The organism is Saccharothrix tamanrassetensis, assembly GCF_014203665.1.
In the GTDB taxonomy this organism is placed as follows: Bacteria; Actinomycetota; Actinomycetes; order Mycobacteriales; family Pseudonocardiaceae; genus Actinosynnema; species Actinosynnema tamanrassetense.
Genome location: NZ_JACHJN010000010.1, coordinates 111,910 through 135,651, shown reverse-complemented (window position 1 = coordinate 135,651; position 23,742 = coordinate 111,910). Strand labels below are relative to the sequence as shown.

General features: G+C 73.0%; 30 protein-coding genes. 19 read left to right on the top strand and 11 right to left on the bottom strand.

Annotated features, from left to right (window positions below; all coding sequences use genetic code 11):
* The first annotated feature begins 212 nt into the window (after positions 1-212).
* Genes FHS29_RS28355 through FHS29_RS28335 form a run of 5 tightly spaced genes read left to right on the top strand, consistent with a single transcriptional unit; the run spans position 213 to position 3,335 of the window.
* Positions 213-662 (top strand): hypothetical protein, encoded by a 450-nt coding sequence (locus FHS29_RS28355; RefSeq protein WP_184695768.1) that lies wholly within the window; start codon positions 213-215, stop codon positions 660-662.
* Complete coding sequence (locus FHS29_RS28350; protein WP_184695766.1) at positions 659-1,894, top strand: PPE domain-containing protein; 1,236 nt, start codon at positions 659-661, stop codon at positions 1,892-1,894. Before FHS29_RS28355 ends, FHS29_RS28350 begins: the two co-directional genes overlap by 4 nt.
* A gap of 52 nt (positions 1,895-1,946) precedes the next feature.
* On the top strand, positions 1,947-2,213 hold the full coding sequence (locus tag FHS29_RS28345; protein WP_184695763.1) for a WXG100 family type VII secretion target: 267 nt from the start codon (positions 1,947-1,949) through the stop codon (positions 2,211-2,213).
* Positions 2,206-2,841 carry a hypothetical protein gene (locus FHS29_RS28340; protein WP_184695762.1) on the top strand — a complete coding sequence of 212 codons (636 nt, stop codon included), beginning with the start codon at positions 2,206-2,208 and terminating at the stop codon, positions 2,839-2,841. The genes FHS29_RS28345 and FHS29_RS28340 overlap by 8 nt, the downstream gene beginning before the upstream one ends.
* A gap of 11 nt (positions 2,842-2,852) precedes the next feature.
* Positions 2,853-3,335, top strand: coding sequence for a hypothetical protein (locus FHS29_RS28335; protein ID WP_221456748.1), 483 nt, complete (start codon positions 2,853-2,855; stop codon positions 3,333-3,335).
* Here FHS29_RS28335 and FHS29_RS28330 read toward each other — a convergent pair.
* Positions 3,332-4,084 carry a helix-turn-helix transcriptional regulator gene (locus tag FHS29_RS28330; protein ID WP_312865137.1) on the bottom strand — a complete coding sequence of 251 codons (753 nt, stop codon included), beginning with the start codon at positions 4,082-4,084 and terminating at the stop codon, positions 3,332-3,334. The two genes, FHS29_RS28335 and FHS29_RS28330, sit on opposite strands and share 4 nt — an antisense overlap.
* Positions 4,085-4,158: 74 nt before the next feature.
* Here FHS29_RS28330 and FHS29_RS28325 point away from each other — a divergent pair, with 74 nt between their 5' ends.
* On the top strand, positions 4,159-4,917 hold the full coding sequence (locus FHS29_RS28325; protein WP_184695758.1) for an ESX secretion-associated protein EspG: 759 nt from the start codon (positions 4,159-4,161) through the stop codon (positions 4,915-4,917).
* Here the strand turns inward: FHS29_RS28325 and FHS29_RS28320 are convergent.
* Genes FHS29_RS28320 through FHS29_RS28305 form a run of 4 tightly spaced genes read right to left on the bottom strand, consistent with a single transcriptional unit; the run spans position 4,914 to position 7,241 of the window.
* Positions 4,914-5,159: a hypothetical protein gene (locus FHS29_RS28320; protein ID WP_184695756.1), complete on the bottom strand. Its 246-nt coding sequence runs from the start codon at positions 5,157-5,159 to the stop codon at positions 4,914-4,916. The two genes, FHS29_RS28325 and FHS29_RS28320, sit on opposite strands and share 4 nt — an antisense overlap.
* Entirely contained in the window at positions 5,159-5,425 is a 267-nt protein-coding gene (locus FHS29_RS28315) for a YbaB/EbfC family DNA-binding protein (protein WP_221456747.1), read from the bottom strand. Before FHS29_RS28315 ends, FHS29_RS28320 begins: the two co-directional genes overlap by 1 nt.
* Entirely contained in the window at positions 5,422-6,441 is a 1,020-nt protein-coding gene (locus FHS29_RS28310; RefSeq protein ID WP_184695754.1) for a CHAP domain-containing protein, read from the bottom strand. The genes FHS29_RS28315 and FHS29_RS28310 overlap by 4 nt, the downstream gene beginning before the upstream one ends.
* Positions 6,442-6,458: 17 nt before the next feature.
* The gene (locus tag FHS29_RS28305; protein ID WP_184695752.1) at positions 6,459-7,241 is read right to left on the bottom strand and encodes a transglycosylase SLT domain-containing protein; all 783 of its coding nucleotides are present in this window, start codon (positions 7,239-7,241) and stop codon (positions 6,459-6,461) included.
* Positions 7,242-7,331: 90 nt separating this feature from the next.
* On the opposite strand from FHS29_RS28305, the gene FHS29_RS28300 reads away from it, so the two are divergent.
* Positions 7,332-8,693 carry a replication-associated recombination protein A gene (locus FHS29_RS28300; RefSeq protein ID WP_184695750.1) on the top strand — a complete coding sequence of 454 codons (1,362 nt, stop codon included), beginning with the start codon at positions 7,332-7,334 and terminating at the stop codon, positions 8,691-8,693.
* 41 nt (positions 8,694-8,734) lie between these two features.
* Positions 8,735-9,463, top strand: a complete 729-nt coding sequence (locus FHS29_RS28295; RefSeq protein WP_312865136.1) for an SAM-dependent methyltransferase — start codon at positions 8,735-8,737, stop codon at positions 9,461-9,463.
* 82 nt (positions 9,464-9,545) lie between these two features.
* On the opposite strand, the gene FHS29_RS28290 is transcribed toward FHS29_RS28295, so the two are convergent.
* From FHS29_RS28290 to FHS29_RS37835, 3 genes are read right to left on the bottom strand one after another with little or no spacing between them, the layout of a single operon-like run.
* A complete protein-coding gene (locus FHS29_RS28290; protein ID WP_184695745.1) occupies positions 9,546-10,469 on the bottom strand; it encodes a ferredoxin family protein in 924 nt (307 codons plus the stop codon).
* Between the two features lie 16 nt (positions 10,470-10,485).
* Entirely contained in the window at positions 10,486-11,673 is a 1,188-nt protein-coding gene (locus tag FHS29_RS28285; RefSeq protein ID WP_184695743.1) for a cupin domain-containing protein, read from the bottom strand.
* Complete coding sequence (locus tag FHS29_RS37835; protein ID WP_281391746.1) at positions 11,674-11,802, bottom strand: hypothetical protein; 129 nt, start codon at positions 11,800-11,802, stop codon at positions 11,674-11,676.
* A gap of 202 nt (positions 11,803-12,004) precedes the next feature.
* Here FHS29_RS37835 and FHS29_RS28280 point away from each other — a divergent pair, with 202 nt between their 5' ends.
* The 6 genes from FHS29_RS28280 to FHS29_RS28255 are packed head-to-tail and all read left to right on the top strand — an operon-like array spanning position 12,005 to position 17,955.
* Entirely contained in the window at positions 12,005-12,397 is a 393-nt protein-coding gene (locus FHS29_RS28280; protein WP_184695740.1) for a DUF948 domain-containing protein, read from the top strand.
* Positions 12,394-12,660, top strand: a complete 267-nt coding sequence (locus FHS29_RS28275) for a hypothetical protein (RefSeq protein ID WP_184695738.1) — start codon at positions 12,394-12,396, stop codon at positions 12,658-12,660. Before FHS29_RS28280 ends, FHS29_RS28275 begins: the two co-directional genes overlap by 4 nt.
* Before the next feature lie 55 nt (positions 12,661-12,715).
* Positions 12,716-15,388 (top strand): alanine--tRNA ligase, encoded by a 2,673-nt coding sequence (alaS, locus tag FHS29_RS28270; RefSeq protein WP_184695736.1) that lies wholly within the window; start codon positions 12,716-12,718, stop codon positions 15,386-15,388.
* Entirely contained in the window at positions 15,375-15,890 is a 516-nt protein-coding gene (ruvX, locus tag FHS29_RS28265) for a Holliday junction resolvase RuvX (RefSeq protein ID WP_184695734.1), read from the top strand. Before alaS ends, ruvX begins: the two co-directional genes overlap by 14 nt.
* Entirely contained in the window at positions 15,887-17,119 is a 1,233-nt protein-coding gene (mltG, locus tag FHS29_RS28260; RefSeq protein WP_184695732.1) for an endolytic transglycosylase MltG, read from the top strand. The genes ruvX and mltG overlap by 4 nt, the downstream gene beginning before the upstream one ends.
* Positions 17,116-17,955, top strand: coding sequence for a shikimate dehydrogenase (locus tag FHS29_RS28255; RefSeq protein WP_246440949.1), 840 nt, complete (start codon positions 17,116-17,118; stop codon positions 17,953-17,955). Before mltG ends, FHS29_RS28255 begins: the two co-directional genes overlap by 4 nt.
* Positions 17,956-18,096: 141 nt before the next feature.
* Here FHS29_RS28255 and FHS29_RS28250 read toward each other — a convergent pair whose 3' ends face one another.
* Genes FHS29_RS28250 through FHS29_RS28240 form a run of 3 tightly spaced genes read right to left on the bottom strand, consistent with a single transcriptional unit; the run spans position 18,097 to position 20,486 of the window.
* Entirely contained in the window at positions 18,097-18,366 is a 270-nt protein-coding gene (locus FHS29_RS28250) for an HPr family phosphocarrier protein (RefSeq protein WP_184695728.1), read from the bottom strand.
* Positions 18,367-18,407: 41 nt separating this feature from the next.
* Positions 18,408-19,721, bottom strand: a complete 1,314-nt coding sequence (locus FHS29_RS28245) for a PTS transporter subunit EIIC (protein ID WP_184695726.1) — start codon at positions 19,719-19,721, stop codon at positions 18,408-18,410.
* Positions 19,722-19,724: 3 nt separating this feature from the next.
* Positions 19,725-20,486 carry a GntR family transcriptional regulator gene (locus tag FHS29_RS28240; RefSeq protein ID WP_184695724.1) on the bottom strand — a complete coding sequence of 254 codons (762 nt, stop codon included), beginning with the start codon at positions 20,484-20,486 and terminating at the stop codon, positions 19,725-19,727.
* Positions 20,487-20,662: 176 nt separating this feature from the next.
* Between FHS29_RS28240 and FHS29_RS28235 the strand changes: the two genes are divergently transcribed.
* The 5 genes from FHS29_RS28235 to FHS29_RS28215 all read left to right on the top strand — a co-directional run bounded on the left by FHS29_RS28235 (position 20,663) and on the right by FHS29_RS28215 (position 23,739).
* Positions 20,663-20,896: a PTS sugar transporter subunit IIB gene (locus tag FHS29_RS28235; RefSeq protein ID WP_184695722.1), complete on the top strand. Its 234-nt coding sequence runs from the start codon at positions 20,663-20,665 to the stop codon at positions 20,894-20,896.
* Entirely contained in the window at positions 20,893-21,348 is a 456-nt protein-coding gene (locus FHS29_RS28230; protein WP_184695720.1) for a PTS sugar transporter subunit IIA, read from the top strand. Before FHS29_RS28235 ends, FHS29_RS28230 begins: the two co-directional genes overlap by 4 nt.
* Positions 21,349-21,439: 91 nt before the next feature.
* Entirely contained in the window at positions 21,440-22,006 is a 567-nt protein-coding gene (locus FHS29_RS28225) for a prepilin peptidase (protein WP_184695718.1), read from the top strand.
* A gap of 21 nt (positions 22,007-22,027) precedes the next feature.
* Positions 22,028-23,227, top strand: a complete 1,200-nt coding sequence (aroC, locus tag FHS29_RS28220; RefSeq protein WP_184695717.1) for a chorismate synthase — start codon at positions 22,028-22,030, stop codon at positions 23,225-23,227.
* Positions 23,224-23,739, top strand: a complete 516-nt coding sequence (locus FHS29_RS28215) for a shikimate kinase (RefSeq protein WP_184695715.1) — start codon at positions 23,224-23,226, stop codon at positions 23,737-23,739. The genes aroC and FHS29_RS28215 overlap by 4 nt, the downstream gene beginning before the upstream one ends.
* Positions 23,740-23,742: the final 3 nt, after the last annotated feature.

Below are 23,742 nucleotides of genomic sequence, written 5' to 3'. Positions count from 1 at the left end.
CACAGGGTCGAATCCCGGCGTCGGATCACAGGGGCGGATCACGGTGTCGGACCGCGCCGGGGCCGGGGTTCTCACAGCTATCGGATCGCGGCTGAGGGCGAGGTGCTCGCGACCGCCGACGCGACCGCCGGTTTGTCCGATCGTGCACGGCCGATGCTCCTGTTGTGCACCCGGTCTGGTCGTCGTCGCCCGCGCCCGTCACGATGGGCGTCATGGAGAGGGTGCGTGGCATCGAGGACGCCAAGCGGTTGCGCGACGAGCTCGACGACGACCGGCCACGGCGACATGCGCCGCTGCCGCCGGCGGTCGCGCCGCCGGCCGGGGTGGGAGCGATCGTCCCGCAGGACGGCGACCGGATCGAACTCGACTTCAGCGACCTCAACGACGCCCTGGGCAAGCTGGACCGGCTGCACAGCACCCTCTACGAGCACCTGGACCGGGCCGACGTGCTGTCGCAACCGTTCGGTGACGGCAAGGGGCCGGTCGCGCTGCACATGCGCAGGGCGTTCGGGTTGCGGGCCGGTGAGATGGACGGCGGCGTGAAGACCGCGCTGAAGTCCTACCTGCGCGAACTCGAACTGCTGCGCGACGCGTTGCGCCAGGTCGGAGCGACCCACCAGGCCGAGGACGAGGCCGTGGCCGAGGCGATGAGGAAGCTGTGAACGAGCGCAGGCACCGGTTGCACTCCCAGGACCACCCGCCGACCGCGCGGCAGCGGCGGCAGGCGCGCAAGGTCGCCAACCGCAGGAAGGCCAACCGGCGGCTGGAGAACTTCGGCCGCATCAACTGGGACATCTACTCGCACCGCGCCCTGTGGGACATGGTCAAGTCCGCCGACCTCGGCCGGATGGGGCACCGCACGCACGACTGGAAGGCACTCGCCGGCGACATCGCCCAGGCCACCAGGGACGTGCACGGCCTGGTCGACCGGCTGGTGCACTCGTGGCGCGGCCCGTCGTCGGTGGTGGCCGCCCAGTCGGTGACCACGCTCACGCAGTGGGCCGACGACGCCGCGCTGCGCGCCCACCGCGTGGGTGACGGGCTCGGCGCGTACACGTCGGTGGTGCAGGAAGCGGCGCTGCGGATTCCCGAACCCGTGCACCCGACCGCCGAGAAGTGGTTCCGCGACGGGTACGACGTGACCACGCTGGACGGGCCGCAGGGCGCGTACATGCTGGACCAGCTATTGGACGACCACATGCCGTCCAAGAAGGAGCAGCAGCAAGCCAAGGCCGAGGCCGTGCGCGTGATGCGGGAGTACGAGGACGCGAGCCGGTCCGTGCACGACGTGCTGCCGACCTTCGACGACGCGCCGCCCGGCACCAAGCCCGAGCCGGACCACCGGCCGGATCACGTGGGCCCCGAACGGGTGCCGGAGCCCGACAGGAACCAGGGGCCCATGCCCTGGCCGCCGGACCGGACACCGGATCGGATCGCCCCACCGGACCAGCCGCCGTCAGAGCGTGTGCCAGACGGGCGTGGTGAGGGCACGACGAGCGTCGCGGCGGCCGGTGGCCCGACCGGCTTCGGCATCCCGGGGCTGCCCGGCGGCGCGGCGGTGCCCGGCGGGTACGCGGCCGGTTCGCCCGGCGGTCACGGTGGGTTCGGCCCCGGCGCGTTCGGTCCCGGCGGCCAGGGCGGGTTCGGCCCGGGGGGCTTCGGGCCGGTCGGTCCCGGCGGGTCGTCGGGCGTGATCGGTGCGGTGCCCGGCGGCGCGGCGGCCCGGGGTGGGGTCGGGCCGGTCGGCGCGGGCGGGCCGCACGGCTTCGGGATGTTCCCGCCGGCCGCGCAGGGCGGGCGCGACGAGGACCTGGAACACCGCAACCGCTACGACAACGGGCTGGACCTGCTGGACGACCTGCCGCCCGCCTTCCCGCCGGTACTGGGCGAATGAGCGGCGGTCGCGCGTTCGGGCGGGTGTGCGGGTCGGCACGGGCGGTCGGCCGATGAGCGACGGCTACCGGGTCGATCCCGACGAGCTGGTCGCGTTCGCCGGCCGGCTCGACGACACCGCCGACGAGCTGCGCGCCGTCCTGTCCACCTTGGACGAACCGGTCGGCGACCTCGGCCCGGAAGGCATCGCGGAGGCCCTGTCCGGGTTGCTGGCGCAGTGGTCGGACGCGGTGCGGGGCCTGGACATCGCCCCCGTGGCGGACGACGTGCGCGCGGCGGGCGAGGCCTACCGGCAGGCCGACGAGCTGCCCCGTGGCTGACTACCGGGGCCTGGGCTTCGATCCCGCGCCGGGCAACGCGGAGGCCGTCGCGGCGGCCAGTGCGCGGTGCGTGTTCGACGTGGTCGTGCCCGGTGTCCCGGAAGGCTGGACGGGTGCGGCGGCCGACGGGTTGACGACGCGGTTGGAGGCGGTGGTGTCGGAGCTGACGGCGGTGCGGCGCGCGATGCGGGCGGCGGCGGAGGTGCTCGACGCCTGGGCTACCACGCTGCTCGGCAACCAGCGGCGGGCCGAGGACCTGGACCGGCGGGCCGTGCGGTTGCGCCGGGAGTTGGCCGACGCCGCCGACGAGGCCGACCACGCGGGCGCGCTGGCCCGGTTCACCCCCGCGCACGCCGAGGTGCACGCCGCCGCCGTGGCCAGGCGCGACGAGCTGGCCCGGGAGCTGGACGAGGTGCTGGAGGAGGCGCGCCTGCTGGCCCGCGACCACCACGCGGAGGCCCGGCGGGTGGCCGAACGGCTGCGCTCGGAGGAGCCGTCGACCGCCTTGGCGGACACCCTGGCCGGGTTCTCCGCGCTCACCGCGGAACTCGCGTCGGTGCTGCTCGGACCACCCGCACCGGCCGCCACGCGCGGCGCCGCGGCGGCGTTCGCGGCGGGCCTCGGGTGAGACTCGCTCCCGTGCCGGGGGTGACCCCGGTGGCCCTCGGCTCACCCGAACGCACCGCCGGCGAACTGCTGGCGGTGCTGCGCCGGATCAAGGGCACCCGCGATCCGGGGTTGGAGGTCTCCGCGACGCAGGCCGCGGAGATGGCGCACCGGCACGGCTTCGGCCTGCTCGCCGTGGTCGAGCACCGGGACGCCGACCCGGGCCTGCTGATGGCGGGCGTGGTGCCGGTGGACCGGCCGGTCGACCCCGCGCTCGGCGTGCGGCTGGACGGCCCGGCCATCCGGGACGTGACGAAGGGCGTGACCGCGACCGGCTACCCGGTGGTCATCGTGGAGCGCATCCCGGTCACCGGCACGGGCGCGCAGCTCCAGGTCGTGGTGACCGACCCGGCGCAGCCGCGGGTCGCGGTGTTCACCCTGCACTCGCCCACCGGGCGCGGCTGGCTGGACGTGGCCGGGCTGGCGGGCCGGTTCGTGTCCGGGGTGGAGTTCTAGCGGCCCCGGAACTCGCTCGGCGTCCGGCCGACCACCTGGCGGAACGTCCGGGAGAAGTGCGCCGCGCTGACGAAACCGCAGTCCCTGGCGATCTCGCCGATGCCCCGGCCCGCCTTGGCCGGGTCGGACAGCAGCGCCTTGGCCCGGTCCACGCGCAGGCCCCGGATGCGCTCGGACACGCCCTGGCCGTCGTCGAACAGCTGGTAGAGGCGGCGGCGGGAGATGTGCAGGGCCTTGGCGATCACGTCCGCGCCCAGCTCCGGGTCGGACAGGTGGGCGCGCATGTAGTCCACCGCGTCCCGGCGGCGCGCGGCGAGCGCGTCCACCCGGTCCAGTTCGGCCTTCAGGGCGCTGCGCAGCACCAGTTCGGCCAGCCCCAGCAGGTGGTGGGACAAGCCGTGCGGGTCCAGCACGTGCGCGGCGGCCAGGACGTGCGCGACCGCGCCGGAGAACACCGAACGCAGCGCCGCGTCCACCGGCACCGGTTGGAACATCAGGGGTTTCAGCTCGGCGAAGCCGATGGTGAGCTTCGTCTCGGCGACCGTCAGCAGCACCGCCCCGGCCGGCGCCACGTGCAGCGAGCAGTCGGGGAACCGCAGTTCCGCTCCGCTGCCCGGCAGGCCCTTGGGCACCGTGCAGCCCATCAGCAGCTGGATGTGCTCGGGCGTGCCGGACGAGCCGTTGAGCGCCGCCCTGGCCGCCGCTGCGCCCGAGGCGCGCACGGTGAGCAGTCCGCCGGCGACGTCCACGGCGGTCAGCGTACGGCCCCGGAATCGGCCGACGTCCGCACACCACGGGCCCCGGACCGCTATCTTCGGCCGATATGGCACGCCGTTCAGCGACCACGGTCGTCCTGTCCCACCTGGAATTCGACCTGCTGTGGGAGGACCTGGGGGTGGGCGACCCGCCGTACCCGCTGGAAGTCGACTCGCACGGGGAAACCCTGGCCGAACGCGACGACCTCGGCGTCGACGTCTTCCGCTCGCTGGCCTCGGCCGGCCTGGCCGACGGCGACGACGTCGCGCCCGAGCTGGAGGAGCTGTTCGGCTACCTGACCGGCAGCACGCTGTCCGCCGACGCCCTGGTGTTCCGCCCGCAGCCGTGGCGGGTGCTGGCGGCCGTGCGGGGCGGCCGGGGCGTGCTGGCCGTGCTCAACGACCAGGAGGTGGCCCTGGAGCCCATCGGGGACCTGGTCGGCGCGATGGCCAGGGTGATCGGCGACGAGCGGCCGGGGCCGGGTGAGCAGCTCCGGCTGCCCAGGTCGGTGTTCTCCGCCGCGATGCAGGCCTACGCGACCGCCGGCTACCCGGCGCTGGAACGCGCGCTGGCGGTCGGCGGCGTGACCGGCCGGGCCACCAGGGCGATCACCACGCTGGTGGAGTCCGGGCGGGGAGCGGCGGGCCAGCTCGCGTGCACCGGCCCGTCCGGCCGGTCCCCGGTGCTGAGCTGGACCGACACCACCGCCGGCCGCTACGCGATGGCGAACGAGGACGTGGCCGGCGAGCCCTGGGTGCTGGTCACCCCGGCGGACGGCGCGTGGCTCACCCGCCGGCTGACCGGACTGCTGGCGGACGTGCGCTAGGCGAGCTCCAGCCGGTCCTCCGGGACGACCTCGGCCACCACCGCCACGCCCTGCGCCAGCGCGTCGGCCGACGCCCGGTCGGCCAACCGCCGGACGACACCGGCGAGCACCTCCGGGCGCAGCGCGTACGCCTCCCGCGTGAACGACAGGTCGACCGGCTTGCCGTGCAGGTCCACGGTCACCGAGACCCCGTCGCCGGACGCCTGGCCCCGGATCGCGTCCAACCGTTCGCCGAGGCCCATCAGACCCTCCAGGTGGTCGGTGTGGTGTCTTCCACCGTCTCCGAGAGCCGCGCGTCCACCGCGAGGCCCAACTCGGTCAGGTCGCCCAGCGCGTGCGCGGCGCGGGAGTTGGCCCGTGCGGTGGCGGTGTCCACCAGCGAGAGGATGGTGCGGGCCAGGTGGGGGCCCATGGCCCGGCTGTCCAGGGTCAGGTCGCGCAACGCGCCGCCCGGACCCACCTCCACCGCGACGCCCCGGTCCGGGTCGTGGGCCTGTGCGCTGATCACGGGTGCACTCCTCCGTAGAACTTGCCCGAGTCGAGCCGGTGGGTGTTGCGCCGGACGGCGTCGCCGGAGTTGCCCTCGATCAGGGTGACGGTGTTGCCGGACACCTTCTCCACGATGCCGATGTGGGTGCTGGTCGCGGGGCTCTGCGGGCCGCTGCCGAACAGCAGCACGTCACCGGGGCGGGCGGCGGCGAGCTTCGTGTACGCCTTGCCGTGGCGCTGACCCCAGCGGTAGACGTCCCCGGTGAACGGCAGCACCGGGATGTCCACGCCGGCCTTGCGCCACATGGACGTCGCGAACGACGAGCACCACGCGGCGGTCGGCCCGTACGGGTTGCGGTTGCTGCCCGGGGGGTTCTCGCGGACGCCGAGCTGGCTGCGCGCCGACGACACGATGGTCCGCGCACGGCCGCGTTCCCGGGCCTTGGCCGGCCTGGTGCGGCCCTTCGTCGGGTCGGCCCGCGCGTCGGCCACACCGTCGTGCTCGACCTCGCGTTCCAGGGCGCGGAGCTTGCGCGCCGCGTCCTCCAGCTCGCTGCGGGCGTGCCGGACGGCGGCGGTGGTCTCCTTGGTGTAGCGGGGTTCCAGGTCGGCCGCCGCCGCGACCGCCTTGAGCAGCGCGGCCTGCGAACCGACCGCCACCCCCGCGTCGAGCAGCCGGGTCGCCTTGTCCAGGTACTCGTCCACCGCCTGCCGCGCCCTGGTGTGCCCGGTGGTCAGCACCCCGCTCACGCCGGCGACGATCTTCTCCGCGTCCCGCGCGGCGTCGGCGGTGGTCTTGAGCTGCCTGCCCAACCGGCCGGAGCGCTTCTCGAAACCCTCGGAGTTGCTGCCCCGCCAGTGCTCCAGGACGGTCCTCGACGCCTTGTGGTGGTCCTCCTGCCGGTCGGTGAGGCCGGTCGCGGTCTGGTGCAGGGCGTACTGCACCTTGACCGCGTCCTCGGCCTTGCCCGCCAGCGAGTTGCGGTGCCCGATCATGCTCTCCGCGAAGTGCCGGGCCATCGCGCGTGTGTCCACAGCAGGTCTCCAGTCCTTCAGCGCGGGTTGCCCAGCGAGCGGGCGATGTCGTCCTCCTGGTCCCGGTACGACCGGGCGGCGCGGGTGGCCGACGAGGCGAGCGTGTCGGTGTTGTGCGCGACGGCCTTGACCTGCTTGCGCAGCGCCGCCCCGAAGCCGTCCAGGGCCTCGGCGAAGCCGGACTGCTTGCCGATGCGGCCGAAGCTGTCCTCGGCGATCTCCCGGACCTCGCGGACGTGCTTGCGCCCCAACGCGGTCAGGTCGTCGGCGGTGTTCCGGGTGCGGCGCGCGTAGTCGCGCAGGATGCCGACATCGACGGAGAACCCGCCGTTGCCACCCGGACCGCCGCGTCCACCGCCGGAGCCGCCGCGCCCGCCGGAGCCGCCGCGCCCACCGCCCGAACCGCCACCTCGCCCGCCGGAGTCGTTGCGCCCCAACGCCTTCACGCCGCGCCGAGCCTCGTCCAGGTGCTTGCGGTACGCGCCGTTGGTGTAGGTCGACCACGGCGTCCAGGACCGCCCGTCCCCGGAGATCCGGTTGGCCGCCTTGGCGTTCTCCGCCGGGTCGAACAGCTCGCGGTTGGACTCCAGCCCGAACTGGCGCCGCCGCTCGGGGCCCATCCCGCCCAGCATGTTGATCTGCCACAGCCCGTAGGAGTTGTCCGGCGGGGTGGGGTTGTGGGCGCGCGGGTCGCCGCCGGACTCGGCCAGCGCGACCGCCACCGCGATCGTCAAGTCCTCGCCGCGGAACCCCGCGTCGTGGGCGTACCGGGCGATCTGCTCCGGACTCAGCCTGCTCATGCCGCCACCCTGGCGCGCCCGCCGACCGGGGCGGAACCACCGTTGCACGCTCGGACAGCGGGACTGCACAGGCGAGCTACAGTCGAACACGTGAACGAAAGGCTGTTCGACGAGGGCTTGTTCGGCGTGGACCCGGATGAGCGGGCGCAGCGCATCGCGGCGAACGCCCCGCTGGCCGTGCGGATGCGTCCGCGCACGCTGGACGAGGTGGTCGGCCAGGGGCACCTGCTCGGACCGGGTGCGCCGCTGCGTCGGCTGGTGGAGGGCTCGTCGCCCGCGTCGGTCATGCTCTACGGCCCTCCCGGCACCGGCAAGACCACCCTCGCCACCCTCGTCTCACAGGCCACCGGACGCCGCTTCGCCGCCCTCAGCGCGCTGTCCGCGGGCGTGAAGGAGGTGCGCGCGGTCATCGACGACGCGCGCCGCCGGCTGGTCCGGTCCGGCGAGTCGACCGTGCTGTTCATCGACGAGGTGCACCGGTTCTCCAAGACCCAGCAGGACGCGCTGCTCGGCGCGGTGGAGGACCGGATCGTGCTGCTGGTCGCGGCGACCACGGAGAACCCGTTCTTCTCGGTCGTCTCGCCGCTGCTGTCCCGGTCGCTGGTGCTGCAGCTGCGCCCGCTGGGCGACGACGACGTGCGCGCCCTGGTCCGCCGGGCGGTGACCGACGAACGGGGCTTGAACGGGGCGATCACCGTCGAGCCGGACGCCGAGGACCACCTGGTGCGGCTCGCGGGCGGTGACGCGCGGCGGGCGTTGACCGCGCTCGAAGCCGCCGCCGACGCGGTGTCGGGAACCGGGGTGCTGGACCTGGCGACGCTGGAGGCCACGGTCGACAAGGCGGCCGTCCGCTACGACCGCCAGGGCGACCAGCACTACGACGTGACCAGCGCGTTCATCAAGTCCATCCGGGGCTCGGACGTGGACGCGGCACTGCATTACCTGGCCCGGATGATCGAGGCGGGGGAGGACCCGAGGTTCATCGCGCGGCGGCTGGTGATCCACGCCAGCGAGGACGTCGGGATGGCCGACCCGACCGCGCTGCAGACCGCCGTGGCCGCCGCGCAGGCCGTGCAGCTGATCGGCCTGCCCGAGTGCGCGCTGAACCTGGCCCAGGCGACGGTCCACCTGGCGACCGCGCCGAAGTCGAACGCGGTGACCTCGGCCATCGGCGAGGCCATGTCGGACGTGCGGAAGGGCGCGATCGGCGCGATCCCGGCGCACCTGCGGGACGGCCACTACCCCGGCGCGGCGAAGCTGGGCAACGCGCAGGGCTACCGGTACCCGCACGACGTGCCGGACGGCGTGCTGAACCAGCAGTACCCGCCGGACGAGCTGGTCGGCCGCGACTACTACCGGCCGACCGGCCGGGGCAACGAGCGGTACATCGCGGAACGGCTGCCCAGGCTGCGCCGGGTCGTCCGGGGCCAGGAACAGTCGGACCGCGATTAAATCCGGTGCCGATCAGGGCCGGATCTGCCAGCGTGTGCGCCGTGACGGATGCTCCGGCCAATGGCCATGCCTATCTCGACTTCAACACGCCGTTGTCGGACACGAAGGCGTACGACCTGATCAACAGCCTCGCCCCGCTGCGTGACGCGACCGTGGTGGACTACGGCTGCGGCTGGGCGGAACTGCTGCTGCGCGCGGTGGAGCACGAGCCGGGTGCCACCGGCCTGGGCGTCGACTCCGACCGCTACGCCATCGACCGCGGCAACGCCAACATCCGGGCCCGGGGCCTGGGCGAACGCGTCCGGCTGGAACTCGCGGACGTCACCTCGTGGGAGACGCCGGCGGCGGACGTGGCGATCTCCATCGGTTCGTCCCACGCGTGGGGCGGCACCAGGCAGACGCTGGAGGCGATGCACGCCCGGCTCAAGCCCGGCGGACGGCTGCTGCTGGGCGACGGGTTCTGGCAGAGCGAGCCGAACGCCCGCGCGCTGGAGATCTTCCAGAGGGACGAGTTCGGGACGCTGGACGAGTTGGTGGACCTGGCCATGGCCTGCGGCTACCGGCTGCTCAACCTGGCCACCGCCTCGATGGACGAGTGGGACAGCTTCGAGTCCCGCTGGTGCGCCGGCCGGGAGCGCTGGCTGCTGGACCACCCGGACCACCCGGAGGCGGCCGAGGTCCGGGCGATCGTGGACGACCACCGCGACGGCTGGCTCAAGGGGTACCGCGGCAGTTTCGGCCTCGCCTACCTCACGCTGGCCCGCCGGTAGGGGCACGTCGTCCCGCCCGGCCGGGGATACCGGGCGGGACGACTCGCCGCCCGGGGACCGCCGGATCGCGACCGGGGTCTGTTCAGGCCGTGACCAGGGTCTTGATGGTCCGGGTCGAGTAGGCGGGCGGTGCGATCACGCCCGAGCAGCGGCTGTTGCCCGACGGTCCGGCCTCGTTGCGGTGCACGGTCACCTCGTAGACGTGGTCCATGCCCTGCACGGTCACCACGCGCGTCTCGCCGTCGTCGTCCGGCTCGACCGGCCGTTCCGCCACCGCCAGCGCCGCGTCCAGCCCGCGCAGCCCGAGGTGCTTGCGCAGCGCGATCTCCGCGAACTGCGCCCACGGGCTCGGCGCGGACGTCCGCCCGCGCAGCTGCTCCGGCTGCACCTGCCCGGCCAGGGCCGCCTTCGCGACCAGCGACGCCTCACCGGGGTCGAGCTGCCCGTGCAGGAACCCGTCCGGCACCACCAGCAGGTTGCCCGCCCACCGGTCACCGCCCAGGTGGCTGACCTCCCACCCGCGGCCGGGGTGGTTCTCGCCCAGCACGCCCGCCAGCGGGCGGCCCAGCACGGCGCAGCACATGTCCTTCGTGCCGTGCGTGCACACCAGGAACAGCGGGCCGTCGACGCGTTCGCCGTGGCCGGGGACGCCCGCCGCCACCGCGGCGAGGTCCAGTGACGCGAGGTCGGCGAAGTCCACCCGCTCCAGCCACCGGTTGCCCGGCACGCCGCTGGCCACGTACACCGCACGCGGCCCGGACACGAACCGCTGGTGCTTGCCGGGGCGGCGGATGAGCAGCGGGCGCAGCCCGGCGGCGCGCGGGCCGTCCAGCTGCCCCGGCGCGAACACCGAGGCCAGGGTCTGCTCCAACGCGTCCGCGGGCCAGGGGCCCGGCTGCTCGATGAGCAGCCACGACGTCATGCGCGCCGCGGTCCCGGCCGGGTTGCCGCCCAGTTGGCGCGTGAGGATCGCGCAACCCGGCAGCCCCGAACTTACGTTAGGCATACCTAAGCTTATCGGATCACTCCGGCCCGAGCACGCCCTGCGTGACCAATTCTCCGAGCAGTGCTCGCACCGTCTCCCGGTCCAGGGTGGGCGCACCGGCCTCCACCAGCGACTTCACCGAGTGCCGGGCACTGCCGACGAGCAGTTCCAGCACGGGCGCCGCCGCCGCCGCGAACACCAGCCGCCTGCCCGCGGCCGCCAGGACGACGCTCTCCGGTCCCACGGTCAGCACCGCGCGCGGGGTCAGCAGCCGCACCTCGGCCTCGTCCTCCACCGGCAGCAGCTCGCGCGTCGCCGTCCACGGCATCCCCACGTGCGGGATCGCCGGGGCCTGCGCGTCCCGGTCCGCCAGGAACCGGTCCACCACGCCCGCGTCCATCAGCTCGACGACCCGGGCCCGCAGCACGTCCGCGTGCGCAGCCCGGGCGTCCTCGGACGCGAACCGCGGCAGGTCGGTGCGGAACACCTCGTCCGCCCGCAGCCGGTCGGCCAGCCACGCCACCAGGTCCACCCCGGTCGCCCGGTTGAAGCCGATGGTCAGGTGCAACGACTCCTCGCCCACCGCCGACACGTCGTGCCAGTGCCCGCGCGGCACGTAGAGGACGTCGCCGTCCTCCAGCAGGAAGTCCTCCAGCGGCTCGCCCGCCGGCCGTTCCGGCAGCTCCACGTCCCGCTGCAGCGGCGCGGGCCGGGTCACGCCGTGCACCCGCCACCGCTTGCGGCCCGAGACCTGGACGATGATCGCGTCGTGGTCGTCCCAGTGCACGTCGAAACCGTGCGTGACGCCCCACCCGGCGTACAGGTTGACCTGCACCCGCTCGCGCAGCTCGTGCTCCAGCGCCACGGCCAGCTCACCCACCGGCCCGAACAGCTCGTGCACCGAGTCGATCACCAGCGTCGCGCCGCCGCGCATCCTCTCCGCGAACGCCGCGGGCAGCAGCCGGGGCACCAGCCCGGTGCGCCGGGTCTCCACCAGTTCCGAGTAGGTGTGCGCGGGGACGACCTCGCCGCCCTGCGCGAGCCGCAGCCGGGGGAACTCCAGGCGGTGCTGCCGCAGCACCCGGTTGACCTCCGACCACGGCAGCAGGTCGGCGAACCGGCCCGCCCGGCCGGGGAACCGCCGGTGGGCCCGGCCCTGCACCGCGTCGAAGAACTGGCTGACCCCGACCGGTGCGACGAGGTCAGCCAGGGACGGAACGGTCACTCAGTCGTTGCCGTCGTTGTCGGCGACCGCGCCGTTGGCCTTGCCGCGGTCGACCGCGCCGGTCAGCGTCTCCGCGCTGAGCAGCAGGCCGCTGGACGGGGCCTCGTAGGTCTCGTTCTCCTGAGCCATGCCGTGTCCTCCTCATGTGGATACGAACAGCGATGATCACGCTACGGCAACGAAACGGCCCAGGTCATCGGTCATCCGAGTAATTCTCACAAGTTGGGCGGCCCTCCGTGCGCGGCTCACCCGCCTCGGCTGAGCCCGGGCGGATCCGACACGCTAACCTTGGTCACCCGACGCCCCCCAGCAAAGTCCCTCAGGAGGATCCGTGTCGCCAGGGCAGATCGCCGCGCTGGTCGCCGCCGGTGCGTTCGTGCTGCTGGTGATCCTGCTGGCCATCCCGCTGATCAAGCTGGGCCGCACGCTGGACGAGGCCACCATCGCCATCCGCAAGGCGCACCAGAACAGCGACCCGCTGTTCACCGGCGCGAACACCACCATCACGCACGTGAACACCCAGCTGGAGCGGGTGGACGGGATCACCGCCAACGCGCGCGCGGTCACCGGCAACGTGTCCGCGCTGACCTCGCTGTTCACCGCCACCCTCGGCGGCCCGCTGGTGAAGGCCGCCGCGCTGTCCTACGGCGTCAGCAAGGCCGTCCGGGCGCGCCGCAACGCCTCCCAGAAGCCCACGAAGCACTCCCGGCGGGGCAAGCGATGAGGCGGCTGTTCTGGTTCGGCCTGGGCATCGCCGCCGGCGTGTTCGCCACCCGCAAGGCGGGGCAGGCCGCGCACGCCGCCACCCCGGCGGGCATCGGCGCGAACGTCGGCGAAGGTCTGCGCGAACTGGCGGGCGCGATCGGCTCGTTCGGCGCCGAGGTGCGCGCGGGAATGTCCGAGCGCGAGCACGAGTTGCAGGAGACCGTGGAACGGCGGACGGGCTTCACGCCGGGGCGGCGAGCGCGTGGGGCGAACGACCGCTAGAGGTCGTTCGCCTCGTCGTGCCCCGATCCCAACCTCGCACCCAAGGACCCGACCCGTGCAGACCCACGAGATCATCAAGCGCTTCCGCGAGCACTTCGAGAACGCCGGCCACACCTACGTGCCCAGTGCCTCGCTCATCCTGGACGACCCGAACCTGCTGTTCGTCAACGCCGGCATGGTGCCGTTCAAGCCGTACTTCCTCGGCGAGGCCCCGCCGCCGTACAAGCGCGCCACCAGCATCCAGAAGTGCGTGCGCACGCCGGACATCGACGAGGTCGGCAAGACCACCCGCCACAACACGTTCTTCCAGATGGCGGGCAACTTCTCGTTCGGCGACTACTTCAAGGAAGACGCCATCCGGCTGGCCTGGGAGCTGATCACCAGGTCCCAGGACGACGGCGGCTACGGCTTCGACCCGGAGCGCATCTGGGTCACCGTCTACCTGGACGACGACGAGGCCATCGAGCTGTGGAAGAAGATCGCCGGCCTGCCGGAGGAGCGCATCCAGCGCCGCGACGGCAAGGACAACTACTGGGACATGGGCGTGCCCGGTCCCGGCGGCCCCTGCTCGGAGATCTACTACGACCGCGGCCCCGAGTACGGCAAGCCCGGCGGTCCGGTGGTGGACGAGGACCGGTACCTGGAGATCTGGAACCTGGTCTTCATGCAGGACGAGCGCGGCGAGCTGAGCCCCAAGCTGGGCCACCCGCCGGTCGGATCGCTGCCGCACCGGAACATCGACACCGGCATGGGCGTGGAGCGGGTCGCGTTCCTGCTGCAGGGCGTGGACAACGTCTACGAGACCGACCTGGTGCTCCCGGTGATCCGCGCCGCCGAGGAGCTGTCCGGCCGCAAGTACGGCGACAACCCGGTCGACGACGTCCGGTTCCGGGTCATCGCCGACCACGCCCGCAGCGGCGTGCTGATCGTCGGTGACGGCGTCACCCCCGGCAACGAGGCCCGCGGCTACGTGCTGCGCCGGCTGCTGCGCCGGATCGTCCGCTCGGCCCGGCTGCTGGGCGTGACCGAGCCGGTGCTGGTGCGGTTCGCCGAGCTGGTCCGGGACGCCATGGGGCCGACCTACCCGGAGCTGGTCAGCGGTTTCGCCCGGATCGCCCAGGTGCTGCAGGCCGAGGAGGACACCTTCCTGCGGACGCTGGAGGCCGGGTCGCGGATCTTCGAGACCGCCGCCGCCGAGGTCAAGGGCGCCGGCCGCGCCACGCTGCCCGGCGACCGGGCGTTCCAGCTGCACGACACGTACGGCTTCCCGATCGACCTCACCCTGGAGATGGCCTCCGAAGCGGGCCTGACCGTGGACGAGGACGGGTTCCGCAAGCTGATGGCCGAGCAGCGCGCCCGCGCCAAGGCCGACGCCGCCGGCAAGAAGACCGGCCACGGCGACCAGACCGTCTACCGGGAGCTGCTCGAACTCGGCGCCACCGAGTTCACCGGCTACCAGGAGCTGGCCTCCGAGGCCACCCTGCGCGGCATCGTCAGCGACGGCAAGCGGGTGCGGTCGGCCCGCGAGGGCGAGATCGTCGAGGTCGTGCTGGACCGCACCCCGCTGTACGCCGAGTCCGGCGGCCAGGAGAGCGACGCCGGCACCATCGTGTCCGGCAACGCCGAGCTGGAGGTCGTGGACGTCCAGAAGGTGGCCCGCAAGCTGTGGGTGCACCGGGTGCGGGTGCTGTCCGGCGAGATCGCCGAGGGCGAGCACGTCGAGGCCAGGGTGGACCCGGAGTGGCGCGTCGGCGCCCGCCAGGGCCACTCCGGCACGCACGTCGTGCACGCCGCCCTGCGCCAGGTGCTCGGCCCGTCGGCGTTGCAGAGCGGCTCCTACAACAAGCCCGGCTACCTGCGGCTGGACTTCGCCTGGACCGGCGGCCTGTCCGACGCGACGCGCAGCGAGATCGAAGAGGTGTCCAACCTCGCGGTCCGGCGCGACCTGCCGGTGAAGGTCGTCTACACCGACATGGGCGGCGCCCAGGAGATGGGCGCGGTCGCCCTGTTCGGCGAGACCTACGACGAGACCGTGCGGGTGGTCGAGATCGGCGGCCCGTGGTCGCGTGAGCTGTGCGGTGGCACGCACGTCGAGCACTCGTCGCAGATCGGCCCCATCACCGTCATCGGCGAGTCGTCGATCGGCTCGGGCGTGCGCCGGCTGGAGGCCTACGTCGGCATCGAGGCGTTCCAGTACCTGGCCCGGGAGCGGGCCCTGGTGCAGAACGTGGCCACGCTGCTGAAGGTGCCCGACGCCGAGGTCCCGGCCCGGGTCGAGGCCCTGGTGGAGCGGCTGCGCACGGCGGAGAAGGAGCTGGAGCGGGTCAGGGCAGCCCAGTTGCTGTCCAGCGCCGGCTCGCTCGCCGAGCAGGCTTTGGACCTGCGCGGGGTCGCCCTGGTGGCGGTCACCCTGCCGGAGGGCGTCGCGGCCGGCGACGTGCGGACGCTGGCCGGCGAGGTGCGCAACCGACTCGGCGAGCGGCCCGGTGTGGTCGCCCTGTTCGCCCCGGACGGCGACAAGGTGAGCTTCGTGGTGGCCACCACGGCCGCGGCCCGCTCGCTGGGGCTCGCCGCCGGCAAGCTGGTGCCCGCGTTCGCCCCCGCCGTCGGCGGTCGGGGCGGCGGCAAGCCGGACCTGGCCCAGGGCGGCGGCACCGACCCGGCCGGCGTGAACGAGGCCCTCGCGGCCCTGCGCGCCGAGGTGGACCGCGCCGTTGAGCAGCACTGACCGCCCCGGCGCCGACGACCCCGGCCTCGGCAGGAGGCTGGGCGTCGACGTCGGAGCGGTGCGCGTCGGGGTCGCGCTCAGCGACCCGGGCGCATTTCTCGCCACTCCGCTGGTTACCCTCTCGCGTGACGAGAAGTCCGGTCGGGACCTCGCGGACCTGGCCGGACTCGTCGCCGAGCACGACGTGGTCGAGGTCGTGGTCGGTCTGCCCCGTACGCTGGCCGGGCGACACGGGCCGGCAGCGGAGTCGGCGACGGCGTACGCTGCGGCGTTGGCCGAGCGCGTCGCCCCGGTGCCGGTTCGCCTGCACGACGAGCGGCTGACCACCGTCACGGCGAGCCGGGTCTTGGCCGAGCGCGGGGTGCGAGGCAAGAAGCAACGTGCTGTCGTGGACCAGGCCGCCGCCGTCGAGATCCTCCAGGCCTGGCTGGACGCACGGGCGCGAAACGTGGCCCGTTCCGCCGACGAGGAGCGAGCCCCCGGAGCTAAGGACCGCACGTGAGCGACGACCTCGGGTTGTTCAGCGAACCTGACGTGCACCACGACGACAAGCCGCGCGGCAAGGGCAGGGGCAGAGGGGCCACGGCGGCCGCCCGCCGGAGCAAGCGCAGGCGCAAGCGGACCGTGCTGTGGCTGGTGGTCGCGCTGGTCCTGGTGGGCGGCGGGGTCGGCGCCTACTACGGCTACCAGACGCTCAGCGGCATCGGCTCGTACGAGGACTACCCCGGCGCGGGCGAGGCGGACGTGGTGGTCGAGGTCAAGGACGGCGACCTGGTGACCACCATCGCGGGCACCCTGCGCGAGCAGGACGTGGTGGCCAGCTCGCGGGCGTTCACCGAGGCGGGGAAGAACGACACCAGGGTCACCGCCATCCAGCCCGGTTTCTACCTGATGAAGACCAGGATGTCCGGTCGGGCGGCGGTCGACCGGATGACCGACCCGAAGACCAAGGTCGTGCCGCTGGAGGTCAAGGGCGGCAACGTGCTGCACGACATCACCGGCGTGGACGGCAAGGTGTCCCCGGGCATCCTGACCAAGCTGTCCGAGGCCTCCTGCGCGGAGCTGGGCGGCGTGAAGAAGTGCGTGACGCCGCAGGAGCTGCGGGACGCCGCGGAGAACGCCGACGCGGCGGCGCTGGGCATCCCGGACTGGGCGCTGGCGGACTTCAACCGCGCGCCCCGCGAGCACCGGCTGGAAGGCATGATCACCCGCGGCCTGTACCACCTGAAGCCGGGCGCGTCCGCCCCGGAGCTGCTCAAGAGCGTCATCGAGACGTCGAACACCAGGCTGCAGGGCTACGGCATCCCGGCGGGCACCAAGACCACCGGCTTCCGGCCGTACGAGGTGCTGACCATCGCGTCGCTGATCGAGAAGGAAGGCCTGGAGAAGGACTTCGGCAAGATCTCCCGGGTCATCTACAAGCGCCTGTCGATCGACCAGAAGCTGGAGTTCGACTCGACGGTCAACTACAAGCTGGACCGCCCGATCGTGACCACCAGCGACGCGGACCGCGACCGCTCCGGCCCGTACAACACCTACCGGGTGTCGGGCCTGCCGCCGACGCCGATCGGCTCGCCGAGCCGGGAGGCGATCACCGCGGCGATCAGCCCCGAGGTCGGTCCCTGGAAGTTCTTCGTGAAGTGCCAGAAGGACGGCACGTCGTGCTTCTCGGAAAACCTGGACGAGCACGAGCGCCTGGCGGCGAAGGCCCGCAAGGAGGGTGTGTTCTGACCCGGCACGCCGCGGTCATCGGCTCGCCGGTGTCGCACTCGCTGTCACCCGTGCTGCACAACGCGGCGTTCGAGGCCCTGGGCCTGACCTCGTGGTCGTACACGCGGATCGAGTGCGAGGCCGACGACGTCGAGCCGTTGGTGCGCGGGCTGGACCCGTCGTGGGCCGGTCTTTCCGTGACGATGCCCGGCAAGCGGGCGGCGCTGGCCGTCGCCTCGTCGGCGACGCCGCGCGCGGTGCTGGTCGGTGCGGCGAACACCCTCGTGCCGGTGGCCGGTGGCTGGCGGGCCGACTGCACGGACGTGGACGGCGTGGTGGGCGCGCTGCGTGCGTCGTGCGGGTTCACCGGCGGTTCGCACGCCGTGCTGCTGGGTGCCGGCGGCACGGCGACGGCTGCCCTGGTGGGTCTGGCGTCGGTCGGCGTGGAATCGTTCTCTCTCGTGGTCCGTTCGGCCGCCCGTGCCGCCGAAGCCGAGGCGTGCGCCGCCCGTGCGGGTGTGTCGTTGCGCGTGATCCCGTGGGAGGCAGCGGAGTTCGCCGACCTGGCGGCCTCTTCCGACGTCCTGGTGAGCACCGTGCCGCCGTCCGCCACGGAGCCGATCGCCGCCGAACTGGCCGAAGCGCCGTGCGTCCTGGACGTCGTCTACCACCCGTGGCCGACCCCGCTGGCCTATGCGGTGGAGAAGCGCGGCCGGAGCCTGGCGACCGGCCTGGACATGTTGCTGCACCAGGCCTTCGGCCAGTCCGAGCAGTTCACCGGGCAGCCCGCGCCCCGGTCGGCGATGCGGGACGCCCTGCGTGCGGCGACCGGTGGGATCCTGCCGCTGCCGCTGTAGGTCTCGCGCTGTAGGTCTCGCGCTGTAGGTCTCGCGCTGTGGGTCGAAGTCCTTGCGGGCGACCGCAATCCTCGAACGCAACGGGGCCCTGCTCGCGCGAGGGTGCGAGCAGGGCCCCGTCGTTCTCGGGGAGTGACCGGATCAGCCTTCGTCCAGGTCGGTGGCGATGATCTCCGCGATCGCCTCCAGCGCGGCGTCCGCGCCTTCGCCGTCCGCGCTGAGCACGACCTCGTCGCCGTGCATCGCGCCCAGTGTCATCAGGCCCAGCACACTGGACGCTTCGACCGGCTGGCCCTCCTCCTTGCGGATGGTGACCTTCACCGGCTGGCCCGCGGCCGCCTTCGCCAGCAGTGCGGCAGGGCGGGCGTGCAGTCCGACTTTGCTCGCCACGGTGACCCGTCGCTCAGCCATGATCCGTCCTCTCGTCGTTCCTCAGGCCTCGTTCGCGTTCGTCAGGCCTTGTCCGGGCGCGGGGAGTCCCTGCGCCGGACTTCTTCCTTCTCCTCGACGCCGCTGCCCTCGACGACGCTGGCGTCCGCTGCGGGGTCCTCGTCGTCGTCCCGGCCGGGCGTCCTCAGGTTCCACTTGGTGATGACGAAGCGGAACAGGAAGTAGTAGATCACCGCGTAGACCAGGCCGATGATGATCAGCAGCCAGGGCTTGGTCGCGATGCCCCAGTTGAGGATCATGTCGATCGCGCCCGCCGAGAAGAAGAACCCGTCGTGGATGTCGAGCGCGTTGGTGATCGCCAGCGAGGTGCCGGTCAGGACCGCGTGGATCAGGTACAGCGGCCACGCCACGAACATGAACGCGAACTCCAGCGGCTCGGTCACGCCGGTGATGAACGCGGTCAGCGCGGCGGAGCCCATGATGCCGGCGATGAGCTTCTTCTGCGCCGGCCGCGCCGTGTGCACGATCGCCAGGGCGGCGGCGGGCAGCGCGAACATCATGATCGGGAAGAAGCCGGTCTGGAACGTGCCGGCGGTCGGGTCGTGGGCCAGGAAGCGCGGGATGTCGCCGTGGACGACCTTGCCCGTGGCGTCGGTGTACTCGCCGAACTGGAACCACACGACGTTGTTGATGATGTGGTGCAGGCCCAGCGGGATCAGCAGGCGGTTGACCACGCCGAAGACGCCCGCGCCGATGATCGTGCTGCCGGTGACCGCCTCGCCGAGGCTGCGGATACCGCTGTTGAACGCCGGGTAGACCAGGCCGAGCAGGACGGCCACCAAGAGCATCACACCGGCGACCAGGATCGGCACGAACCGGCGACCGCCGAAGAACGCGAGGTACGGCGGCAGCTTGATGCGGTGGTACTTCTGCCACAGCACGGCGGTGATGAGGCCCACGACGATGCCGCCGAGCACCCGGTAGTCGATCAGCACCGGCGCGGCGGCGGGGTCCGTCGGCTGGTCGAGCACCAGCGGCGACATCGCCTTGAACACGCCCTGCATCACCACGTAGCCGACGACGGCGGCCAGGGCGGTCGAACCGTCACCCCGGCGGGCGAACCCGATCGCGATGCCCACCGCGAACAGCAGCGGCAGGTTGCTGAGGATGGAGTCACCCGCGTTGCCGATGACGGCCGCGACCTTGTCCCACCCCAAACCGTCTTTACCGAGCAGGTCGGGCTGGCCCAACCGGGCCAGGAGACCGGCCACCGGCAGCGCGGCGATCGGCAGCATGAGGCTGCGACCGAACCGCTGCAACGTGGCGAGTCCCTTGATGTCACGACCGCCGACGGCTTGTGGGGCGCTGGCGCTCATGGGTTACCTCCCTTTGGCGGAGAACGGGCCGGAATCCGGGTCGGTCCGGTCCAATTGCATGGTCACCTGGTAGAGATCGCCCCGGTACCAGGACGTCATGTCTTCGACGGGCCGGCCCGCTGAGCTGGTGACCCGGCGGAAGACGAGGAGTGGGCTGCCGGTCCTGATCCCCAGCAGCTTCGCGGTCTCCGGGTCCGCCCCCTCGGCCCAGACCGTCTGCCGGGCGTGGTCGAGCTGCACGCCGTAGGTGTCGGCCAGGATCGCGTAGAGCGAGCCGGTGAGGTCGTGCCGCTGCAGTCCGGGCACGATCCCGGGGTGGTACCAGCCGCGTTCGACAGCCAGCGGCACCCCGTCGGCCCGGCGCAGGCGGACCAGGTGGCAGGCCGGTTCGTGCGGGGGCAGGCCGAGCGCGGACGCCGCGGCCGGTGGCGGCACCTCGTCGGCGCACCGGTGCACCTCGGTCGTGGGGAGCAGTCCGCGCCGGCGCATGTCGTCGGTGAAGGACTCCAGGTAGAGCTGGACGTCCATCCGACGCCGGGCGGTGAAGGTGCCCCGGCCCTTGGCCCTGGTCAGCAGCCCTTCGGCGACGAGCTGCCCGACCGCGGCGCGGACCGTGATCCGGGAGACCCGGTACTGCTGCGCGAGGTCGCGCTCGGACGGGATCGGCGAGCCGGGCGGCAGCTCCTGCTCGGCCATGCGCCGCAGGATGTCCCGGAGCTGGGCGTGCTTGGGCTTGGGCCCGTCGACGATCTCGTCGCGGTTCATGACACCTCCCCCGTGCTCGCCCCGTGGTCGCGCGGTCGAACCGCGATTGGTACTTTCCGGTCTAGACCAGTTGGTGCGGGGAGGATGCTCCGCGCGCCAAGCGGGTGTCAACCGCCGTTACGGGACCGTGCCCGAGCGGTGGCACCCTCCCTCCAGGTGTCGAGAGAGGACTTGAAGTGGCGGACAAGGCGGAGAAGATCGTCGCCGCGCTCGGCGGGGCGGACAACATCGTGGAGATCGAGCCCTGCATCACACGCCTGCGCTGCGAGCTGGAGAACGGCGACCTGGTGGACGAGAAGGCGCTGAAGTCGCTGGGCGCCCACGGCGTGATGAGGTCGGGCAACATCGTGCAGGTCGTGGTCGGCCCGGAGGCCGACACCATCGCGAGCGACATCGAGGACCTGCTGTGACGTTGCGCGTGGCGAGCCCGGTCGGCGGGCGCGTGGTGCCGCTGGCCGAAGTGCCGGACCCGGTGTTCGCCCAAGCCATGGTGGGCCCCGGGATCGCCGTGGAGCCGGACCGGGTGGCGGGCGAGGTGGTGTCCCCGGTGGACGGCACGGTCGTGACGCTGCACCCGCACGCGTTCGTGGTCGCGACCGCGGACGGTGCGGCGGTGCTGGTGCACCTCGGCATCGACACCGTGAAGCGCAAGGGCGAGGGCTTCACCCTGCACGTGGTCAAGGGCGAGGCGGTCCGGGCCGGCCAGCCGGTGGTGACCTGGGATCCGGCCGAGATCGAGGCCGCCGGGTTCGCCCCGGTCTGCCCGGTCATCGCGCTGGACGCGAGTGCCGACGCCCTGCTCGACCAGGCCGCTCCCGGTCCCGTCGCGGCTGGTGAGGCCCTGTTCTCCTGGCAGCGCTGACAGGTCGCTCGGCAGGGCGGTTGCGACCGGATGGACCATTCGGTCGTGACCGTCCTTGTGCTCCGGAAGGCCCATCGGCCACGGTGGGTCCATGGTCATCCCGCTGTCCGGCCTCGGAGCCGGAATCCTCGGTGCAAGGCTGCTGCGCGTCCTCCCGCGCGGCGTGGACGTCCGATGGGTGTGGTGCGCCGTTCCGACGGCCGCGCTGTGGTCGGCGAGCGCCGCGGCGAGCCCTCCGCGCTGGCTGCCGGTGTCGCTGGCTTTGGCTTGGCTGGGCGTAATGCTCGCCACTACGGACTTCCGATGCAGACGGCTGCCGGACGCCCTGACGCTGCCCGCGTACCCGCTGCTGGGGGTGCTGCTGTGGTCGGCCGGGGCGGACCTGGGGCGGGCAGTGGTCGGATGTCTGGGCCTCTTCGCGTTACACCTGGTCGTGCACCTGGTGGCGCCTTCGGCGTTGGGCGGGGGAGACGTCAAGCTCTCCGGGGCCCTGGGCGCGGTCCTCGGGTCGGTGTCGTGGCTCGCGCTGCCGGTGGGCGCGGCGCTGGCGAGCGCGATCACGCTGGTCGTCGCGGTGTGGCGGCCGTCCGGCGGAGTGCCGCACGGTCCCGGCCTGGCGGGTGCGACCTGGCTGACGTCGATGTGGGGCCCGTGGTAACGCTGTGGAAGGATTCGGCGCGTGCTGCGCTGGATCACCGCTGGGGAGTCCCACGGACCGGCCCTGGTAGCCGTGCTGGAAGGCATGGTCGCCGGGGTGGAGGTCACCACTGCCGACCTGACCGTCCAATTGGAACGCCGACGGCTCGGGTTCGGGCGTAGCCCCCGCATGGGGTTCGAGGCCGACGAGGTGGAGATCCTCGGCGGGGTGCGCCACGGGCTCACCCAGGGCGGCCCGATCGCCGTGCGGATCGGCAACACCGAGTGGCCCAAGTGGGAGAAGGTGATGTCCGCCGATCCCGTCGACCCGTCCGAGCTCAAGCCCACCGGTCGCAACGAGGCGCTGACCAGGCCCCGGCCCGGCCACGCCGACCTGCCCGGCATGCAGAAGTTCGGGTTCGACGAGGCGCGGCCGGTGCTGGAGCGGGCCAGCGCGCGGGAGACCGCCGCCCGCACCGCGCTCGGCACGGTGGCCAGGCAGTTCCTCAAGCAGGTGTTCGACGTCGACGTGGTCAGCCACGTGGTGTCCATCGGCCGGGCGAAGACGCCCGCCGACGCGGCGGTGCCCGGTCCGGGCGACCTCGCGGCGGTGGACGCCAGCCCGGTGCGGGCGTTCGACCCGCGCGGCACCGAGGCGATGGTGGCCGAGGTGGAGGCGGTGAAGGAAGCCGGCGACACGGTCGGTGGTGTGATCGAGGTCATCGTCTACGGCCTGCCGCCCGGCATCGGCTCGCACGTGCACTGGGACCGGCGGCTGGACGCGCGGCTCGCGGGTGCGCTGATGGGCGTGCAGGCGATGAAGGGCGTGGAGGTCGGCGACGGCTTCACCACCGCCGAGCGGTGGGGCAGCGAGGCGCACGACGAGATCGACCGGGGACCGGGGCCGAAGGGCGTGACGCGGCGCTCCAACCGGGCCGGCGGGCTGGAGGGCGGCATCACCAACGGCGAGCCGCTGCGGGTCCGGGTCGCGATGAAGCCGATCTCGACCGTCCCGCGTGCACTGTCCACGGTGGACGTGCGGACCGGCGAGCCGGCCGTGGCGATCCACCAGCGGTCGGACGTGTGCGCGGTGCCGCGTGCCGGTGTGGTGCTGGAGTCCGTGGTGGCCCTGGTGCTCGCGGAGACGGCGCTGGAGAAGTTCGGCGGCGACTCGATCACCGAGACCCGGCGCAACGTCGCGTCCTACCTGGAGGCGCTGGAAGCCCGCTGGGAGGGGCTGTGAGCCCGGAGTTCGTCGTCCTCGGCCCGCCCGGCGCGGGGAAGACGACGGTGGGCCGGCTCCTGGCCGCGCGGCTGGGGGTGTCCTTCCGGGACACCGACGAGGACGTCGTGGCCACGGCGGGCAAGCCCATCTCGGACATCTTCACCACCGACGGCGAGCAGGCGTTCCGGGCGCTGGAGGAGGACGCGGTCGCCAAGGGCCTCGCCGAGCACGACGGCGTGCTGGCGCTCGGCGGCGGCGCGGTGCTGTCCGCGGTGACGCGGGAACGGCTGGCCGGGCACACCGTGGTGTTCCTCAACGTCGGCACGGCCGAGGGCGTGCGGCGGACCGGCCTGTCCACCGCACGGCCGCTGCTGGCCGGGGTGAACCCGCGCTCCACGTTCAAGGCCCTGCTCGACGCCCGGTTGCCGCTGTACCGGGAGGTGGCGACCATCGAGGTGGTCACCGACGACCTGGAGCCGGAGCAGGTGGTCGCCGCCGTGCTCGCCCAGTGGGACAAGACGTCCGGGTGATCC